This is a genomic window from Spirosoma daeguense, assembly GCF_054776875.1.
On sequence record NZ_BAAHBF010000006.1, the window covers coordinates 171,227 to 190,981 of the forward strand.

At 46.6% G+C, this 19,755-nt stretch carries 15 protein-coding genes; 3 read left to right on the forward strand and 12 right to left on the reverse strand.

Annotated elements, in window-relative coordinates; genetic code table 11:
* Positions 1-55 precede the first annotated feature (55 nt).
* Entirely contained in the window at positions 56-1,660 is a 1,605-nt protein-coding gene (locus ACYVD4_RS20055; protein ID WP_460948752.1) for a SulP family inorganic anion transporter, read from the reverse strand.
* 150 nt (positions 1,661-1,810) lie between these two features.
* Here ACYVD4_RS20055 and ACYVD4_RS20060 point away from each other — a divergent pair, with 150 nt between their 5' ends.
* Both ACYVD4_RS20060 and ACYVD4_RS20065 read left to right on the forward strand, forming a co-directional pair.
* On the forward strand, positions 1,811-3,022 hold the full coding sequence (locus ACYVD4_RS20060) for a THUMP-like domain-containing protein (RefSeq protein ID WP_460948754.1): 1,212 nt from the start codon (positions 1,811-1,813) through the stop codon (positions 3,020-3,022).
* 103 nt (positions 3,023-3,125) lie between these two features.
* Positions 3,126-3,806: a hypothetical protein gene (locus tag ACYVD4_RS20065; RefSeq protein WP_460948756.1), complete on the forward strand. Its 681-nt coding sequence runs from the start codon at positions 3,126-3,128 to the stop codon at positions 3,804-3,806.
* 68 nt (positions 3,807-3,874) lie between these two features.
* Here ACYVD4_RS20065 and ACYVD4_RS20070 read toward each other — a convergent pair whose 3' ends face one another.
* From ACYVD4_RS20070 to ACYVD4_RS20120, 11 genes are all read right to left on the reverse strand, one after another.
* Complete coding sequence (locus ACYVD4_RS20070) at positions 3,875-6,376, reverse strand: bifunctional UDP-N-acetylmuramoyl-tripeptide:D-alanyl-D-alanine ligase/alanine racemase (RefSeq protein WP_460949311.1); 2,502 nt, start codon at positions 6,374-6,376, stop codon at positions 3,875-3,877.
* 35 nt (positions 6,377-6,411) lie between these two features.
* Positions 6,412-7,539, reverse strand: coding sequence for a magnesium/cobalt transporter CorA (corA, locus tag ACYVD4_RS20075; protein WP_460948758.1), 1,128 nt, complete (start codon positions 7,537-7,539; stop codon positions 6,412-6,414).
* Between the two features lie 112 nt (positions 7,540-7,651).
* On the reverse strand, positions 7,652-8,203 hold the full coding sequence (locus ACYVD4_RS20080; protein WP_460948759.1) for a DNA-3-methyladenine glycosylase I: 552 nt from the start codon (positions 8,201-8,203) through the stop codon (positions 7,652-7,654).
* A gap of 99 nt (positions 8,204-8,302) precedes the next feature.
* Positions 8,303-9,550, reverse strand: a complete 1,248-nt coding sequence (locus ACYVD4_RS20085) for an RNA polymerase sigma factor (protein ID WP_460948761.1) — start codon at positions 9,548-9,550, stop codon at positions 8,303-8,305.
* A gap of 53 nt (positions 9,551-9,603) precedes the next feature.
* Entirely contained in the window at positions 9,604-9,957 is a 354-nt protein-coding gene (locus ACYVD4_RS20090) for a YciI family protein (RefSeq protein ID WP_460948763.1), read from the reverse strand.
* 50 nt (positions 9,958-10,007) lie between these two features.
* Positions 10,008-10,763 carry an SDR family oxidoreductase gene (locus tag ACYVD4_RS20095; RefSeq protein WP_460948765.1) on the reverse strand — a complete coding sequence of 252 codons (756 nt, stop codon included), beginning with the start codon at positions 10,761-10,763 and terminating at the stop codon, positions 10,008-10,010.
* Between the two features lie 71 nt (positions 10,764-10,834).
* Positions 10,835-11,500, reverse strand: coding sequence for a succinate dehydrogenase cytochrome b subunit (locus ACYVD4_RS20100; RefSeq protein ID WP_460948766.1), 666 nt, complete (start codon positions 11,498-11,500; stop codon positions 10,835-10,837).
* Between the two features lie 13 nt (positions 11,501-11,513).
* Positions 11,514-11,966, reverse strand: coding sequence for a carboxymuconolactone decarboxylase family protein (locus tag ACYVD4_RS20105; protein WP_460948768.1), 453 nt, complete (start codon positions 11,964-11,966; stop codon positions 11,514-11,516).
* 326 nt (positions 11,967-12,292) lie between these two features.
* Positions 12,293-16,942 carry a putative Ig domain-containing protein gene (locus ACYVD4_RS20110; RefSeq protein ID WP_460948769.1) on the reverse strand — a complete coding sequence of 1,550 codons (4,650 nt, stop codon included), beginning with the start codon at positions 16,940-16,942 and terminating at the stop codon, positions 12,293-12,295.
* A gap of 114 nt (positions 16,943-17,056) precedes the next feature.
* Positions 17,057-18,127, reverse strand: coding sequence for an exosporium glycoprotein BclB-related protein (locus ACYVD4_RS20115; RefSeq protein ID WP_460948771.1), 1,071 nt, complete (start codon positions 18,125-18,127; stop codon positions 17,057-17,059).
* Positions 18,128-18,338: 211 nt separating this feature from the next.
* Positions 18,339-18,896, reverse strand: a complete 558-nt coding sequence (locus ACYVD4_RS20120; RefSeq protein WP_460948772.1) for an RNA polymerase sigma factor — start codon at positions 18,894-18,896, stop codon at positions 18,339-18,341.
* Positions 18,897-19,226: 330 nt separating this feature from the next.
* Here ACYVD4_RS20120 and ACYVD4_RS20125 point away from each other — a divergent pair, with 330 nt between their 5' ends.
* Positions 19,227-19,697: an FKBP-type peptidyl-prolyl cis-trans isomerase gene (locus ACYVD4_RS20125; RefSeq protein ID WP_460948773.1), complete on the forward strand. Its 471-nt coding sequence runs from the start codon at positions 19,227-19,229 to the stop codon at positions 19,695-19,697.
* Positions 19,698-19,755 lie beyond the last annotated feature (58 nt).

Genomic DNA, 19,755 nt, shown 5'->3' on the forward strand with positions numbered 1-19,755 from the left:
TTATTCGTAAACTAAATACGACCAAAACTTACTCATAATTTGTTCGGGTATTTGCCTATCCAGCAACGGCCTCCCGTCTTTTACTCTTTTTATGACTTAGCACTACGTTCTGTAATTCGTAGCGGATTCCCTGCACGTGAGCGGTTTCGCGAAAATCCTGTAGCATGTTATAAATATCGTGATCGATAAATTGTGCATCGCGCCCATTGATCACTACGTCGTCGCCAGCGTGTAACGACCCCAGTGCTTCTTTCAATTGGGGCTTACTCAGAAAATAAACGTCCTTTTCAAATTCGATAAGCACTTTATGCCCGTCGCGAACGATATGGAAGCTAGACTGGACATTGGTATAAAGCACAAAAATGATCCCGACAACAGCCCCTAATGCGATACCAATTAGCAGATCGGTGAAGATAATTCCGATAACTGTTACGATAAATGGAATAAACTGGCTCCAGCCGTCCTGATACGTCTTTTTGAAAATAGTAGGTTTCGCCAGTTTGTAGCCTACCATAATCAGCACGGCAGCCAGACAGGATAATGGAATCAGGTTTAGCAGTGGGCCGCCCAAAAACACGGCAATTAGCAGAAAAATACCGTGCAGAATTGCCGACATCCGCGTGCGCGCTCCCCCATATACGTTAGCCGATGTACGTACCACCACCGACGTAACAGGCAAACCTCCAATCAGCCCCGACAACGTATTACCAATACCCTGCGCAATCAATTCCTGATTGGTCGATGAAACCCGTTTTTGAGAATCAAGTCGATCAGAAGCTTCGAGATTCAACAACGTTTCCAAACTGGCAACAATCGCAATTGTACCGGCAACACCGTAAACCTGTGGGTTACTTAATGCATTGAAATCAGGAAAATCGAAGATCGAAAACAGGCTTTTACCGGGTGCAATGGTCGGAATCTGCACCATGTGCTGATGCGCTGTATCGCCCAGATACCATTCGGGAACAGCCACCTTAAAGAACTCATTCAGCGCCACACCACCACAAACTACAACCAGCGGAGCCGGAAAATTTTTCAGCATTGTTTTCCGGCTCTGTCCAACCGTTTTATCCCACATAATGAGAAATGCGAGCGAAATCACACTAATAATCACCGCACCGGGACTAGCCGTTTCAATAGCCCGGTAAATTTCTGAGATCGTATTTTCGCCATCGGCCAATTGCTGGAATTCAAATTCGCCTTCATAGTCATTATCCCGACCTAGCGCGTGCGGTATCTGCTTCAAAATGATTACGATACCAATGGCAACCAGCATTCCTTTGATAACACTGTCAGGAAAAAAGCTGCTGAAACGCCCAGCTTTTATAATCCCTAACACAAATTGTATTACTCCCGCCAGAATAACTGCTACCAGAAATGCCTCATAAGCGCCTAATTTTGCAATGGAATCGGCCACGATTACAGCCAGACCGGCTGCCGGACCACTAACACTGACCTCTGAACCCGATAACGTACCGATGATGATTCCACCAATCATTCCGGCTACCAGCCCCGAAAATAGGGGTGCGCCCGACGCCAGAGCAATACCCAGACAAAGTGGCAATGCTACCAGAAAAACCGACAGGCCCGCAGGCAGGTCTTGGCGGAAATACGCCGATTTATAATTGCTTAATGTTCGAATAGGGCTAACTCGTTCCATGAACCGTAGTGTTAATCAGAAGGTGATTTAGTTGATAATTTCAAAGCTGTTCAGTAGCTTAACATTCATCGAACGGTTATGCAATCGTGAGACAGATTCCTACAAAAGTAGAAATAAATTAAAATAAGATTAATTATTAATTTTCGAATATTGAATTACCTTTCTTCCAACGAGCAGGCATTTATTCAGGCGAACCTACGTACCGACGTTCAGGCACTTGTATTACGTAGTCAACGTACTGATAATCTAGATATTAAAAAAATAGCTTCACAGATTTCGGCCCGCCAGAAAGCCTGCGAAAAACTTCCATTTTGGTATGCTAATGACAAATTAGTATTCCCTCCTACGTTATCAGTTGAACAGGCTTCGTCAGAACTGACTGCGCACTACAAAGCATCGCTCATTAACGGCAAAACACTGGTAGATATAACAGGTGGTATGGGTGTCGATGCCTGGGCATTTTCCCAGCGTACTGAACGGGTTGACTACGTAGAACGCCAGCCCGAACTGGCCGAACTGGCCGCTCATAATTTTCCTTTACTAGATGCGGATAACATACATGTCTGGCAAGGCGATGGTCTGTTGATGCTGAATGATCCGAACTTTTTACCACAACCCGCCGACTGGCTTTATCTTGACCCACATCGACGTAACGAACAGGGTGGCAAGGTTGTCCGGCTAGACGATTGTGAGCCCAATCTATTGCAACCCGGTTTTGTGGACCTGCTACGTAGCAAAGCCCGACAGATTTTAGTAAAAGTATCCCCATTACTTGACATTGATACGGCCATCCGGCAATTGAAGTACGTCGATTCGGTGCATATTGTCTCAGTTCAGGGTGAGGTAAAAGAAATCCTCTTTACCATTAGTAATGAGCTAATTCCACACGAAAACGTACAGATTAACGCGGTCAATCTGTTCCCTACACGTACCGTTTCACTAACTTATTTTCGCCACGAAGAACAGAATGCACCCGTTACGTTAGGCAATCCGCTACGTTACGTTTATGAGCCAAATGCTGCCGTTCTGAAAGCAGGAGCCTTTCGGCTGGTGGGTACACGGTTTGGCCTGACGAAGCTTTCTCCGAATAGCCATTTGTATACGAGTGATACGTTGCAGCCCGACTTTCCGGGTCGGGTGTTTGAACTGACGGACGTAGTAAAACCCGATGCTAAAGCATTAAAAGCACAGCTACCAACTCTACAGGCAAACCTTACTGTTCGCAACTTTCCGCAGACAGTAGCCGTATTACGGAAACAGTTGAATTTGCGCGAGGGAGGCTCTGTTTATATTTTCGCCACCACGCTCATGAATGGCGATAAACGATTATTGATTACCCAAAAAGTGCGAAGCTCTGAGTAGAAGCCTGGACTGAAAAAAGAAAACTCGATTCTCAGTCAATACTTTTTTGTTTACTTGTCGTCAAACAACCCATTAACTTGTTATTCACAAACCTGAAAAATCCATGAACACCCCATTGCGTCCGTTGATCTTACTATTTTTCATTCTAGTAACGTATCATTCTCATGCCCAGACAGTTTATGCGGGAGAAAGTACGATTGATAAAGCCAAATTATCGGGCCTTTACCTGACGATCCAGGGCGACGGCAAGCAGATTGAAAAAGATTGGGAAACCGAACTAAAAAAATACGGTACGATGATTTCTTCGCGAGGAACGTACCGCGTTACCAATGCCGACATTTCTGCCATTTCGTCGGAACCAATCAATCTGGCCAGCACCGTAAAATCATCACGAACATCGGCCACTATTTTTGCATCGTTCGATCTGGGTAATGGTAATTTTATAACTCCCGGTAGCACAGGCTATTCGGCCGCTGAAAGTCTGTTGAAAAACTTTGCCGATAATACGTTATACGGCAGTGAAGTGCGCACGGCCGAAGGAAGTTTTGACGAAGCTCAGAAAAATCATCAAAAGACGGTTCGCCGGGGTGAGCAGCTTCAGCGCGCTATTGAACAGAATGCAAAAGAAAAAGAAAAGCTCCAAAAGCGCCTGGAAGAGAACGCCAAAGAACTCGAGCAATTGCAGAAAGATATAGAAACTAATAAAACTGATCAAACCAATGCGCTAACTGAACTGGAGAGCCGCAAAAAGAACATCGAAGCCGTTAAAGCGAAGAAAAATTAAGTCGATAGTTAACCTGAGTGACTTGGTTGTCTCAAATAGCTTCTTGCTGTCTGAGACAACCAAGTCACTCAGTTCTTAAAAAAGACCCGTTTTACCCGCTCACTAACACCTGTGAGAATTTCGTAAGGAATCGTACCTATACGCTCGGCCAGTTCGGCAATAGGCAACGTATCGCCGAAAATCACTACGTCGTCGCCCTCGTTTGCAGAGGCTTGCGTTACATCGACCATCGTCATATCCATACATACGTTTCCTACCGTTGGGCAGCGTGTACCGTTCACCCAAACCTCTCCTACGCCATTACCCAACCGTCGGTCGAAACCGTCGGCGTACCCAATAGCAATGGTTGCAATACGTGCATCATGCTCTAGAACACCCCGCCGACTGTAACCAACCGATTCGCCTGCTGGTATTGTTTTGATCTGGCTAATTACCGAACGTAGCGTACCTACGGGTTGCAGAGCCCCTCTATCAATACCGCTCGCTTCAACGCCATAGAGGCCAATACCTAACCGAACCATATCGAATTTGTAATTCGAAAACCGGACAATGCCCGCCGAATTGAGTAAATGGCGAGTTGGTCGATAACCTAAAGCCGTTTCCAGCGTGTATGTGCTACGTTTGAATGTTTCGTATTGTTGCTGCGAGAACGAATTGAATTTTGCATCATCGGCACCTACCAAATGGCTAAAAACGGTTGCTACCCGCAAATCTGGCCGTTCGTTCAGATAAGCTGCTACGTCTAATAGCTCACTTTCCAGAAACCCCAGCCGGTGCATACCGGTGTCGATTTTGAGATGTATGGCACGTGTTGCAGAAGCATCCATGCCGTTCTCGACATTCTGCTCACCGCTTCTGACGACAAAAGCGGCCCACTCACGCAACAGCCGCATACTGTAAATTTCGGGTTCGAGCCGATATTCGAGCAACGTAGCAAAGGTTTCCGGAGCCGGATTCATTACCATAATCGGCAAATGAACGCCGTTTTGCCGAAGTGCTACACCCTCGTCGGCATAGGCAACAGCGAGGTAATCAACCCGGTGAAATTGCAGCAATTGGGCTACCTCAGCACTACCGCTTCCGTAAGCAAACGCTTTTACCATCACCATCAGCTTCGTATCGCTGCCCACTTTTTCGCGGTAGTAGTTCAGGTTATACGTCAGCGCATCCAGATTTATTTCGAGAATAGTACCATGTACTTTTCGCTCCAGTCGATGTACAATCCGCTCGAACGAAAAGGGCCGTGCACCTTTTATCAGCACAGAGCTATCTCGAAACGTACTTAGTGGAAAGCTTGCTAAAAATGCTTCAGTAGTCGGGTAAAAAAGGCTGTCTGGATTAAAATAGGCTGCATTTCGGCTTAATACCGGTCCGATACCGATGAACTGTTCAACGTTATTCGACTTAATCAATCCGCCAACCTGCTCATATAATTCGGCTTCGGGTTGGCCAGACTGAAGCACATCCGACAAAATAACCGTCCGTCGACTACGGGTGCTTTGCTGGTTCAGAAAACCAAGCGCGAGTTGCAATCCAGCTACGTCGTTGTTGTATGAATCGTCAATCAGTTCACAATTATTGATGCCTTCTTTCTGCTCCAGCCGCATCGACACCGGGCGTAATTTATTCAGCCGCGACTGAATAGTAGCCGCATCCCAACTACGTAGCGTCAGCATGGTTACGATACAATGCATCAGATTTTCGACTGATGCCGGGTCCTGAAACGGAAGCGTCAGTTGCATGGTTGCTACGTTGCTGCCCGACAAATGGAGTTGCTGCTTTTCCCAACTGGCCTGATAAACGGCTTCTTTGCCCGTCAACGACCAAGTAACAAGCTCCATTTCAGGGTTTACAGCTTTCAGAAGCAAATTCACTTCTTCGTCAATATCACTGTAATCGGCACAGTAAATCAGCGTTTTAGCATGAATAAACAAGCGTAGTTTTTCAGCAATTTTCTGCTTTCGGGTTCGGAAGCCCTCATCGTGTGCGGTGCCGATATTGGTGAAAATACCGATGGTTGGGCGAATGATTTCTTCCAGTGCTGTCATCTCGTGTGTCCGCGAAATTCCGGCTTCAAAAATACCCAGCGTATGGCTTTCGTTCAGTTCATGCACCGACAAGGGTACTCCTAATTGCGAATTATAACTCTTCGGGCTTTTAGCCACCACAAACGAACCCGTGGCATCGCTTCCATCGAGCAATTGCGCCAGCCATTCCTTCACAATGGTTTTTCCGTTGCTGCCCGTAATGCCAATAACCGGAATCCGAAACTGACTTCGATGTTCGGCGGCCAGTTTCTGAAGCAGTTGCAGACTACTATCTACCTCAATAAACGTAGCATCGGTATAGTTGAGCAACTCGGCACGCCGTTCGGGTGTTAAAGCGGCTCGTTCAATCACAAACTGGCGAATTCCTTTGCTGTATAGGTCGGCAATAAAGGCATGGCCGTCGTGGTGATCGCCTTTGATGGCAAAAAATATCCCGTCGGCTAAGTTGGCTGTTGAGCCGGTTACCTGCCGCGAATCGGTAAACCACAACTGGTTGATCTGTTGGTTATCGTTCACTATCATACGTAGTACAGCTACATCCAAACCGAACGTATCGTTCACATCCAGCCACGCCGTTTGAAATAAATAATTTCACCAACGGCAATTAACGCCATGACAATCAGCACGCCAAAGTAGCCATAAGGTTCGCGGAGTTCGGGCATATAATTGAAATTCATACCATAAATTCCGGCAATGAACGTCAGCGGAATAAATATTGACGAAATAATGGTCAGCGTTTTCATCACCGAATTCATTCGGTTGTTGACAATGGAATAATACACGTCCATCAGACCCGCAATTAATTCTCGATACGATTCGAGGGATTCAATAACCTGATTCACATGGTCGGCCAGATCGCGCAAATAAGGCATCGTTCCCGGCTGAATCAATTCTGATTCTTCCCGAAGCAATGTACTGATAATGTCACGTACCGGATAAACCGTTCGACGGATCATGGCCAGTTCCCGCTTCAGCGCATACAACGTAGCGAGTGCCTGCTGAGTAACCCGTTCCTGAACAATTTCTTCTTCCAGCTCATCCATTTTTTCGCCGATACGTTCCGTAATCAGGAAATAATGGTCGACCAATACGTCCATCAGCGCGTATAAAAGATAGTCGGCTCCGTTACGTCGGGTTTTGCCCGAAGATGCCTTAATCCGGTCGATGACAGGTTCGAAAATATCTTTGGTACGTTCCTCCTGAAACGAAATCAGAAAGTTTTTTCCCAACACAAAACTGATATGCTCGCTATCGATTTCCTGCCGCCGGGCGCTGTGGTGCAGCATTTTCATGGTCACAAAAACCACAGGACCAGCCGGATGGTACGCGATACCATTATCTGTTTTCGGGGGAGCATCGTCGTAAATATCGATTTTGGGTTTCTGCTCTACGTTCAGTACGTCTTCCAGCAGCAACGGGTGCAAATGGTACTGTTTACCCAGCGCGGCCACTACGTTAGGCTCGTGAATACCATCAACATCGAGCCAGCTAACGTAGCGTGTATCGGCAACGGGCAATCGACAGCCACTAAGCTTACTACTATCATCGATCTGATAATCAGCCGTATTGAAATCGATACGTTTGATTTTAGTGGCGTGTTCAATTTCTTCCCCTACGTAGGTAAGCGTACCGGGCGATGTACCGAGGGTTTTCTCGGCCGAATGATAGCGTCGACGTTTCGACATAAAGCTGTTGTGGCTGATTTCTGATTCCGGGTTCCAAGTTAGTTTTGTCTTGCACAACCTGAAACATCAACTCAGAAACCTCCCTATTGTCATTTAGTTTATTCGCGCCAGTTCAACTAACCTGTTGCCAGCGCGGTTTTTCGTTCAGTACGTTTGTATAAATCGGGCAGGTTTCGGTATGCGCACCGGGCAGAAACCCGATACTCATCAGAAACTCATTCACAATTTCTCCACCCGTAAACCGAAACGTTTTTTTGAAGAGTTTTACCCATTCTTCTTTCGTTTTGGGATGATGAAGTTCCAGCCATTTTTCAAATGACCCATGTTCATCCTGAATCCGCAAAATGGTTTTCGCATTTTCGATAGCGGCATTAATTTTCAAGCGATTCCGGATAATACCAGGATCAGCCATGAGCCGGTCACGATCAGCTTCGGTATAAGCCGCCACCGTTTTTAGATCAAAATTATCGTAGGCTTTTCGGAACGTTGCTTCCTTTTTCAGAATGGTTTCCCAGCTAAGCCCAGCCTGATTAATTTCGAGTACGAGTCGGCAGAAAAGTTCGTTATCGTCGTGAATAGGAAAGCCGTAAAGATGGTCGTGATACGCTTTATGTAAAGCTTTGCGTTCGGCCGGCATCGATTCGATGGCGTGGCAATAAGACATAAATGGTTTTGTTTTGAGCAAAAATACGGCTATTCCTGATTGGCTTTGCTACGTTACGCCCAATCAGAAGCAACGTTTTTCCAATACGTCTCAATACGCTTACGCTACGTTGACAGGTTTCGTCAATCGGTCGATATTTTTGGTGAGGGTCGTTTTAACAGCCGCCGAGTTTGTAAGCGTTAATGCCGTCTTAAAGTGTCCAATAGCTTTTTCGGTATCTAAATCGGTATACAGATAACCCAGCAGCGAATAATAATATTGATTATCAATAAGTTTCATCTTCTCAGCCTCTCGAATAGCTTCTTCCTTCCCGTTCGCTTTTGCCAGTGCAAACGTACGGTTCAATGCGGCCAGTGGCGAATAGTTGAGGATAAGCAACTGGTTGTATAGCTGCAGGATATTTTCCCATTTTTCGGGCGTATCTTCTTTTTGGGTGTGCCAAAAGGCGATTCCGGCTTCGAGATGAAATTTGGTCAGCTTCTCCCCTTTCGATGCCTTGTTTAAATAATACGTTCCCTGCGCAATCAACTCCTGATTCCAGCGTGTTACGTCCTGATCCTGATACAAAATGATTTCTCCCCGTTCGTCAGTTCGGGCATCAAAACGAGATGCATGAAAACTCATCAGGGCAAACAACGCATTGACCGCCGGTTTATTAGTTGTTTCGTTTTCGATCAGTAAATATGTCAGACGCATGGCTTCGGCACAGAGATCTTTACGTAGCGGAATAGTCTGCGCCGTTGAGAAATAGCCCTCCGAAAACAGCAGGTATAACGTTGTCAGAACGGTTTCTAATCGACTGTTTATCTCTCGTAGAGTGGGTTGTTCAATTTTTATCCGAGCTTCTTTCAGGCTCGATTTTGCCCGATTTACGCGTTTGTAAATGACTTCTTTATTGGTCAGAAAAGCATCGGAAATTTCCTGAACGCCGAATCCACAGAGTAAATTGAGCGCCAGAGTGATCTGCGATTCGGGAGAAATTACCGGATTACAAACTGTAAAAATCATCGCCAGTTGGCTATCTGCAATGTTTTTAGTAGACAGGTCAATCTCAATTTCTTCACCTTTGGGCGTAGCGTAACGAATATCGACCGAAAGCTTTTGTTCGAATAGCGAATTCCGTTTTAAATAATTTTTCGTTTTATTTTTCGCTACTGTATATAACCAGCCCGTCGGATTTTCCGGAACTCGGTCCAGACTCCAAAGTTCAGTGGCCGAGAGGAACGTATCGCTCACAATATCCTCGGCTATTTCAATATGCTCAATACCAAATAGATAACAGAGCACCGATACAAGTTTTCGGTACTCTGTTCTGAATAGATTCGGCAGCAGTTCGCTTTCTTTCATACGCTGGCCCAACGGCTTCTGCAACCTGCATCAGCCGTTGGGGTTATTGATTATTATACCGAAGGCGAAGGCATAGCCATACGTACTTCCACTACGGCACCCCACTGCAAAATTGGGCAGCCCTTAGCAATCTCAACCGCTTCGTCATAATCGGCAGCACGTATCAAAAATAAACCGCCAACCGACTCCTTAATTTCGGCATAGGGGCCGTTTGTTACGGTATTATTCTGCCGAATTACCCGCCCGTCTGCATCCCAGCGTTTGGGCGGATTAACCAGCTTGTTTTGGGCTGCAATGCCACCAATCCAATCCTGAAACGGTTTAATGGACGCTTGCATTTGTTCGGGCGATGGGCTGGCGTCTTTACTGGTCATATCCCGATGGATTACTAATAAGAATTCGTTCATGGTTTTGTTTTTGGCGTTTGGAATTTAGTAATTAATCCGTTCAGAATAACTTATTTAGCCGCTAGTGATTGGGGCAGCCAGTCTGCGTAGCGAAGGGCACCGATGCGCGGATTCGGACCGGGAGTTAACGATTGGTCATTCAACTCAACTCCAAAATAGGAAGCGTGTACATCCGTAACGACCTCCCGACTATCGTTCGTCGCGTTCAGGAATTGACCAACCAGTTCATTCAGATGAAATTCTTCGGGACCTGCTACTTCAATAATGCCATTTAACGGTGTGCCAAGTACTACGTCCACAATAGCCGCTACTACGTCATCCGACGAAATTGGCTGAATGAGAGCTGGTGATATATGAACAGTTTGCCCCTGCGTACCGGCCTGAGCAATGCCACCCACGAATTCGAAAAACTGCGTCGAATGCACAATGGTGTAGGGAATTGGAGATGCTTTAATCAAATTCTCCTGTGCTTGCTTCGCCCGGAAATAACCGCTGCCCAGAAGTCGATCTGTACCCACAACCGATAGCGCGATATGGTGTTTCACCCCTGCCACGGCTTCAGCAGCCAGCAGATTACGTCCCGACGTTTCGAAAAATTCCATAGCGGCTACGTCAGCAAATGAAGGCGAGTTGGCTACGTCGACAACTACTTCGGCTCCGGCAAGTGCCTCTGCCAATCCTTCGCCAGTAATGGTATTGATGCCCGTAGCCGGTGATGCCGCTACTACGTTGTGTTCGAGCTGGCGAAGTTTAGATACGAGTTTACTGCCAATGAGTCCGCTCCCGCCGATGATTACAATTTTCATATTCTTTTCGTGGCCATTGTCCAGCGCAATAATTTATTTAACTAATTGATTAATAAGAAACTACCCCGTCATTAATGACCAAAATAATGAACGAGGGCAATCAGAATAAACCCAGCGGGCACTGCCACCGCAAATACCCGACCCAGCTTGCCCAAGGCTCTGGAGTACTGATTACGAAAACCAACGGATTGCATGGACGAAATAACGCCATGCCACAAATGAAATCCCAGCAAGACAAAAGCTACACAATACATAGCAGTTCGTATCGGATTTTGGAACTTATGAACAAGCTCGTCGTAATACCGCGTAGCGTCAGGTACGTTTCGTTCAACGAATTTGTAGTTGAGTTCACTGAACCAGAAATCGTACCAGTGTAGACCGAAATAAGCCAGAATAACCAGCCCCGAAACAATCATATTTCGGGAAGGCCAGGACGAGTTTGCCGCGCCGTTATTTACTACGTAGCCAATTGGTCTTGCCTGTCTGTTCTTTAGCTCAAGCAAAATGCCTGCGATAAAGTGAAAAACCAGGCCGAAAGCCAGTATTGGCTGTAGTAAATACTGCACAACTGGATTATAGCCCATAAAATGCGAGACCGAATTGAACATGTCCTTACTGATGACCGATGTCATATTCAGGCTAACGTGCAGCATCAAAAACGATATCAGGAACACACCCGACAAACCCATAGCGACCTTCCTGCCAATTGACGAGGTCGAACGTTTAGCTTGTACCATTTTTAACACTGGTTTAACCAAACTGGCCTACCCGATAGCTTCCGGGTGTATTGGCGAAAGCATGGTTCAGGCGATTCCAGGTATTGATGGTCGTAACAGCCAATGTCAGATCAATCAATTCTTCGTCCGAAAACTGACTTTTAGCTTCGGTATAGATTTCGTCGGGTATATGGCAGTCAGTAACCGCTTCAGCCCATGCCAAGGCCGCACGCTCGCGCTCGGTATAGTAGGGCGATTCACGCCAGGCGCTCAGCCCATAGAGCCGTTGTTCTGTTTCGCCTTTAGCACGAGCGTCTTTGTAATGCATATCCAGACAATAGGCGCATTTATTTATCTGCGATACGCGGAAGTTGATCAGTTCGCGAAGCGATTCCTCAATCGGTGATTTTTTTAGATAATTACCAATACCAAAAAGAGTTTTGAGCGCATTTTGTCCTTTCTCCTGGACGTTTAGTCGTTGTTCCATTTTTCTGAGTTTTACGATTTTAAAACCTATTGACAATCGACTTTTCAGAATTGGACAAACGACTAAAACTTTTTTCAAAAATTAATTCGGGTACTGAATGCCGGGATCTTTTCAGCAAAACTCCAGAGCTTTTATCGCATAAGTTTTGGTGGATATAAACCACAAGGTGCTTCAAGAAACGCACTTACTAATGGGCGAGTATCACTTAAAAACAACAATGTCGAATTTATCCATCTATGATAGATAAGTTCGACATGCATGCAATTACCCATGAAGTGGACGCTCCATTCTCTGAAGCGTCCACTTCATGTTTTACTACGTTCCGTTTACCGCCGAATAACTTTCAACACCTTAATCTGATCGGCAGCTTTCACCTGTAAGAAGTAAACACCACTATCTGAAGGCATTGACAATTGAATATATTCGATGAAGCCAGCCGATTCAATAGACTGTTGTGCACTCAATACACCCTGAATGCTCATCAGTTTGACTCCTACAGGCAATCCAGTAACACCACGAACTTCAATGGCAACGGTAGAGCCTTCGACTGGATTTCCCAGCACCTTCACCTGTAAACCAGTTCCCGTTTCGGCCACTCCCTGTCGGGAAGGTGCATTACAGGCAGCCAGCCAGTTGTAGTCGTAACCAGCCTGCGAACCGCCCTGCTGTGCCCGTAACCGCAGCACCGGGTTGTCGGGGTATAACGCTAACGTATAAGGACCGGATGCCGTAGTCGGCAATAGCTCGTTGACAATCGAAAAACTAACCGGACCACCGTTTAATCCACTATACTGTGGGGTGAATGTAAGTGAACGACGTCCTCCACTTATGCTCACACAGCTCAATGTTTGTACGCCCGTAATGGCAAAACCACTCGGCGCACCTGCTGGCAATACTGTCAAACTAAACTGTGTACTCACAATCAGCCCACCGGGGTCAGTGGCAATAACAGTCACACTACTTACGCCACTCACACTGGGTACACCGCCAATCTGAGCAGGCGGACTGAAGTTTAATCCCGCAGGCAATCCAATTACCGACAACACCAGACTCTGGGACGATTCGTTATCGGTGAAAGTTAGTTGCGGAATAGTATACCCAAAAGCTTCGCCCACTCGAGCCGTCTGGTCGGTAAGCGGTTGATTCACCCGTGGAGGAGTATTAGGAACCGGATTGCCGCATACAGCCAGCCAGTTGTAGCTAAATGTAGCTTCGCCTGCGCTGCCTTCCTGGCGGGCTTTCAGCACAATTACCGGATTGTCGTTGTAGAGTTGCAGGCTATAAGGCCCCGCTGCCGTAGTGGGCACTAGTTCATTAACGACCCAGAAACTAACCACCTGTCCATTCAATCCTGCATAGCGAGGTTGGAAGCTGATGGCATAGCGGTTGGCAGAAATCTGGTTGCAGGTAATCGGACTCACACCCGTAATAGCAAAAGGTGTACTGGCCGTTTGGGAGATCGGCTGAACCACCAGACTGAACTGGGTACTCGTATTCAAACCACCCGGATCAGTCGCTATTAAAGTAACCGTAGAGGTTCCGGTCATTGAAGGCGTTCCCGATAACTGACTACCAACCAGTTGAATACCTGAAGGCAGCCCATTTACGGTTAAAGTCAGGGCATTAGGGGTCTGAGCATCTGTAAATGTATTGCTCAAATCCAGCCCAAACGGTTGTCCCTGTGTAGCAACCTGAGCGGCTACCGGATTAACCAGCGTCGGTGGTGTGTTTGTTGCCGAAGATTCCACGACTGTCAGTCTGAAACTAGTACTTACGCTAAGTCCTTGCGGATCGGTAGCCGTAACAGTCACACTACTTACACCACTCACAATGGGTACACCACCAATCTGAGCAGGCGGATTAAAACTGAGTCCAGCAGGCAACCCAACCACCGATATAACCAGACTTTGAGGTGATTCATTGTCGGTGAACGTAGTCTGTGGTATAGTATACCCAAAACCTTCACCCACCCGAGCCGTCTGGTCGGTCAGGGGTTGATTCACTCGTGGGGGTGTGTTTGGTACGGGGTTACTACAGGCGGCTAACCAATTGTAGGTAAAGCTGGCTTCACCCAACGTACCACCCTGTTGTGCTTTGAACACAATCACCGAATTATCAGTATAAAGCTGTAAGGTATAGGGGCCGGGTGCCGTAGTCGGAAACAACTCATTAACAACCGAAAAGCTGATCGGCTGCCCGTTTACACCACTATACTGTGGAGTAAAGCTTATGACGTAACGGTTTGCTGCGATCTGCTGACAGCTGTTAGTAGTAACTGCTGTAATGGCAAATGGCCCGGCTGGGCCAGTGGTCAGACTAACGACGACCGATGCAGTAGCCCGGCAACCTCCGGCAGAAATTCCCGTCACAGAAAAAGGTCCGCCTATACTGACGACAATGAAATTGGCAACTTCACCTGTTGACCATGTATAGGACGTAGCACCTGTGGCAGTTAGGGTAGTACTTTGTCCACTGGAGATGGTCAGCGACGGAGTAGCCGAGATGTTCACCGATGGCACCGAGTTATCGAGCAAGATCTGCGCCTGCGCTATAGCTGTACAGCCGTTGTTGGCCGTCAGCGTTACCGAATAAGCACCCGCCAACGTAGCACTGATGCTCTGCGTGGTTGCACCAGTGTTCCACAGATACGTACCGCTACTGCCTACCGCGCTCAAACTTACCGAAGTGGTCGAACAAGTCAACGTAGCACTTGACGGCGTAATGCTGACGCTTGCGGCCGTGTTATTCTGGAAGATCTGTGCCTGCGCCGTAGCTGTGCACCCATTGCCAGCCGTCACCGTTACTGAATACGTGCCCGTTGAACCAACACTAATTGTCTGAGATGTTGCCCCATTACTCCACAAATATGCCACTCCTGCAGTAGCTGTTAACGTAGTAGTTGGGGTGGAGCAAGACAACGTAGCACTCAAAGGTGATACACTTATAGAGGGAGCCGTATTGTCCTGAACAATCTGGGCAGATGCCGTCGCCGTACAGCCGTTACCAGACGTTATCGTTACCGAATACGTACCCGACGAGCTAACGTTGACCGTTTGAGAGATCGCGCCCGTACTCCACAAATACGTACCACTACCCACCGCACTTAAGCTCACTGTCGAGTTCGTGCAAGACAACGTAGCACTCGAAGGCGATACACTTACCGAAGGAGCCGTATTGTCCTGAAAGACCTGTGCCTGAGCCGTAGCCGTACAGCCATTGCCAGCCGTCACCGTTACCGAGTATGTACCTAATGAGCCAACACTAATTGTCTGAGAGGTCGCTCCTGTGTCCCATAAATATGCCACTCCTGCAGTAGCCGTTAATGTAGTGGTTGGGGTGGAGCAAGATAACGTAGCACTTGAAGGAGACACACTTACCGAAGGAGCCGTATTGTTCTGAAAGACCTGTGCCTGAGCCGTAGCCGTACAGCCATTAGTGCCGGTCAACGTAACCGAATAGGTACCCGCTGCCGTAGTGCTGATGCTCTGCGTTGTTTCATTAGTACTCCACAGATACGTACCACTACTTCCCACCGCACTCAAACTCGCCGAAGTAGTTGAACAGGTTAACGTAGCGCTCGAGGGGGTAATGCTTACAGTAGCGAGCGTAGTATTCTGACCAATTGTAATGTTAGTAGTACTGATGCAGCCAGACGATGACACAGTAACGGAATAAATACCACTCGCATTTACGATTGCCGTCCCCGACGTAGCATTCTGACTTATAACTCCAGGGCCGTTAAAGGTATATGTATCACCTCCCGATGCTGTCAGCGTCAGGGAAGTTTGCGCACAGGTAAGCGTACCGCCAAAATTAGCCAACAACGTAGCAACAGGTAGTGCATTGACCGTTACAGACGTAGTAAACGTTGCCTGCTGACCACCAGCTTCCACTGTTAATGTAAACGTCTGTGGGCCTGAGCCGGAAGCGACTAAACTCTGACCGAAGGACGTAGTACCACTGTTACCCGTTGTGGTACTACTGCCGTTTGTCAAGGTAAAATTATATGCACCTGTTACATTACCGATAGTTGCAGTAAACGTAACGGGGCTTCCCACACACGTTGTGGCCGAACTAGCTGCAAGACCGGAAATAGTGGGCGCTAATGCCTGAACTCCTAGCGTAAACGCACCGAAATTGGCCGTACTACCATTTGTCAACACTAGACCAGAAGCTGTTCCACCATTAGCCGAACAGGAAATAGGTTCCCATAAACTGCCGTTATACCGGGCAACACGCAGTAATGGCGAATTGGCTATAGCTGGGCTGGTTGCTACGTTCTGATACGCTAAACCAACTGTAGCCACACCACTTCCTGCCGTGCGATCAATCTGCCAATATTCGTTACCAGAAATAGCGGATAAGCAGGATGCCAAACTGATCGAATTGGCAGGAGCCGACTCCACATACTGCGCTGTATACGCATCAGAAGCCGTTCCTTGCGGAGCAATTGACGCTGGTCGGTACGTAGTACCATTACCGAGCGGAAATGTAAAATTATCGTCACCAATTTTCTGAACGGGGCCAACTACGTGCGACGCATCTCCTGCACCTACTGCCAGTGCATTATCGCCCAGTATCAACTGATTTGTTGTATTGGTTTTCAGAATACCATCGGCAAAATTCACCAACTGGTTAACCGTCAATGGTACGTTCAGCACAATTGACTCTCCTGCCGCCGAGTTTTGTAACGTGAGTGTTCGCGATGTAATACCCGTTGAGCCATCAAGCGTTTGCATAGCTCCACCTACCAGTTTTAGTTCACCCTGCGTAGCATCGAACGTACCATTGTTCGTAACGTTTGCTCCAAGCGACATGATGCCGCTATTGGTTACCGTACCCGTATTGGTAAACGATGCGGGTGTCGATACCAGAGAGCCGGGACTAACCGAAAATACGCCCTGATTGACAAACTGTGCCGTACTTCGTGAAGTCAGCAATGTCAATAGGCTGATAATAAATAGACTATATTTCATAAAGATTGGTCTAAGAAACTTGGAATTCGGCATGCTAGGCAGGTGGTATACGTAGCAGCTAAGTTCTGATACGTAGCAAACCAGCGTGCGTGCCTACACGCATCCCAACATCAATTAATTGATACTTACACCTGCGCTGGCATGTCCGACTACTGTAATGGGCAACGTAATTCCAGAAGCCGTTACTGAATACACAAGCATTACTCGAGTTCCTGCTGTTACTGGTATATTCAGCCCATTTGTAATTCCATTCCTAGTTGTACCAATTGATATAGTACTCGTAAATGGAGGAAATACTACTGTTGCTCCAGGAATAGGAGAAAAAGTATTGTTGGGTGTAGTGGATTGATAGAGCTGAGCCGTAACCGTAGCACTACCAGAGGAGACGAGCGTCAGGAGAGATGCACTAAAGTAGGCAGAGAGGGAAGTAATGGTACCATTACGCGGTATCGAAAATGCACTATTTGCCTGAATACTTAAAACGATGTTGCCACCTATGGGTACAAGCGCTGAGACAGAGCTTCCAAAACCTAATGAGGCAACCGTTCCAACTGACCCTCCAGGCAGCGTAGCAATAGTTATAGGAAGACCTGATGCATATGGAATTATTGTTCCGCCACTGCTAGGCGGATTACTCCAAACCACATTACTTCCATCATAGGTAAGCACCTGACCAGAAGTTGCGCCGGAAGAATTTATTTTAGCCGGTGTAACGGCGTTATTAGCGATTTTAAGCGTACTTACAGCTTCATCTGCCAACAGTGGTGTAATCACCGCTCCATTCACAATTTTGCTTGAACTGATAGCCCCTGCCGCTATTTTCGTACTCGTAACTACCTCATTAGCAATGGTCGGATTGGGGTAAGTTCCTGTCAAATCGCCACCAGCAACACCAGTAGGCCCCCCTGACGAATTTGTGCGTAATGGCAACCATACTGGAGAAGCGGGTGTACCACTATTGTAGTAAAAACCTTCACTACCCGATGTCTGATACACCAGCAACCCTTTGGCGGGATTCGCTACGTCGCCAGTACTATTGACACGGGGAATTAATAATCCTTTGGAAGTAGAACGAACCTCAAGTTCAGCACTAGCATCTGGAGTGTTAGTACCAACACCAACCTGCGCAAAGACAGTTGAGCCAATTAACGTAAAGAGGAAGACAGAAAATAAAGTTTTTTTCATTGTTGAAAATTGATTGAGGTAAAAAATGGAGGTAAAGCTTTTTTGTCTTACGTTTTTAACTCAACCAGTCTCTCATATCCTTCCACGTATCATGCACAGCTGAGCCTCATAAATGTTCGTCCTACTGAATTAACAGCAACATTACATTTACTTATCTTTGATGTTAAAAACAAATTACATCTTTTACTACTCTTATTTACCTATTTAATAACTATACGGTACCATACATTCTTTTTAGCTTATCGCGGGTGCGATTCAGACGTACTTTAATATTTCCTTCCGACAATTGATATTGTTCACTAATCGTCTTTATCGACAAGCCATGTTCATAGCGAAGCCGGAGTAATGTGGCTTCTTCAACCGATAGTTTTTTTAGCAGGGTATCCAGCACATAGAAATGCCATTCGGGCGGGTTGGTCCCGTATTCATCCGTATCGTCAGGAATCTCTTCTTGAGTTACAGGATATACTAATGGCTCAAAAATCAGGTGTTTGCTGATGCGAATTTGCTCAAGACAATAATTCCGGGTGATAGCGTACAACCACGTAGAAAAGGAAGATCGATTATGAAATGAGTCCAGTCGCTCATATACTTTAATGAAAATATCCTGAGTATAATCTTCGGCTGTCGACATGTTGTTCGTCAGTGAAAAACACGTCCTGTATACTTTGCTGACGTAGCGATTATAAAGAACCCCAAAATGGTTCGTCGATTCATTTCCCCGAAAAGCGTCAATCAATTCTTCGTCCTCAAGTCTGTTTCTCTTCATAGCGATATTCGCAGGTATCCATATCTTTTGTCACTAAAAACAGCACATGCAAATACCGAATACGCTTCTCTATTTGCTAACGCTCTCGTCGCATTTATTAACACTCTCGTTGCATTTAGCAGAAAATCGATACTTCACTCCATTTTCTTCCCCAAACCAATAAGAACACTATGAATTATAGGGAATGATTTAGCGATGGATGAAATCCAACGTTGAGGTATAATTTGAGCAAGACCGACAAATTATGACGGAATTAAAGCAACTTTGCCCCTTTACTTGTTGTACGTAATAGAAGAAACTACGGCAGGTACCCTTCAAAACCAATCCATTATGATAATTTCAAAAGATGCAGTCGTTGCCATCCATTATACACTTCGCGATGGCAGTGGCACAGTTTTAGACAGCAGCCAGGGCCGCGACCCACTGTATTATTTACATGGGGCACATAATCTGATTCCAGGAATGGAAGACAGTCTGGAAGGCCGCCAAACCGGCGATCATTTTCAGGTTGAAATCGCTCCTGAAAAAGGCTACGGCAAACGTGATCCAAACCTGACAGAGCGTGTACCCCGTAAAGCTTTTGGTGGTCAAAACGTTGAAGTTGGTATGCAATTTCAGGCCAACGACGGACAGGTTATCTCGGTTGTAGGTGTTGAACCCGAATTCATTATTGTTGATGGAAACCACCCATTAGCCGACCAAACTCTCCATTTTGACGTAGAAGTTATAGCTGTTCGTGAAGCTACCCCCGATGAGCTTGCCCATGGGCACGTTCATGGCCCCGGCGGAGCGCACCATTAATAGGCAGGGGTAGCAAAGGGCATGGGGCAAAGGGTAAATTAACCACTACTCTACTGCC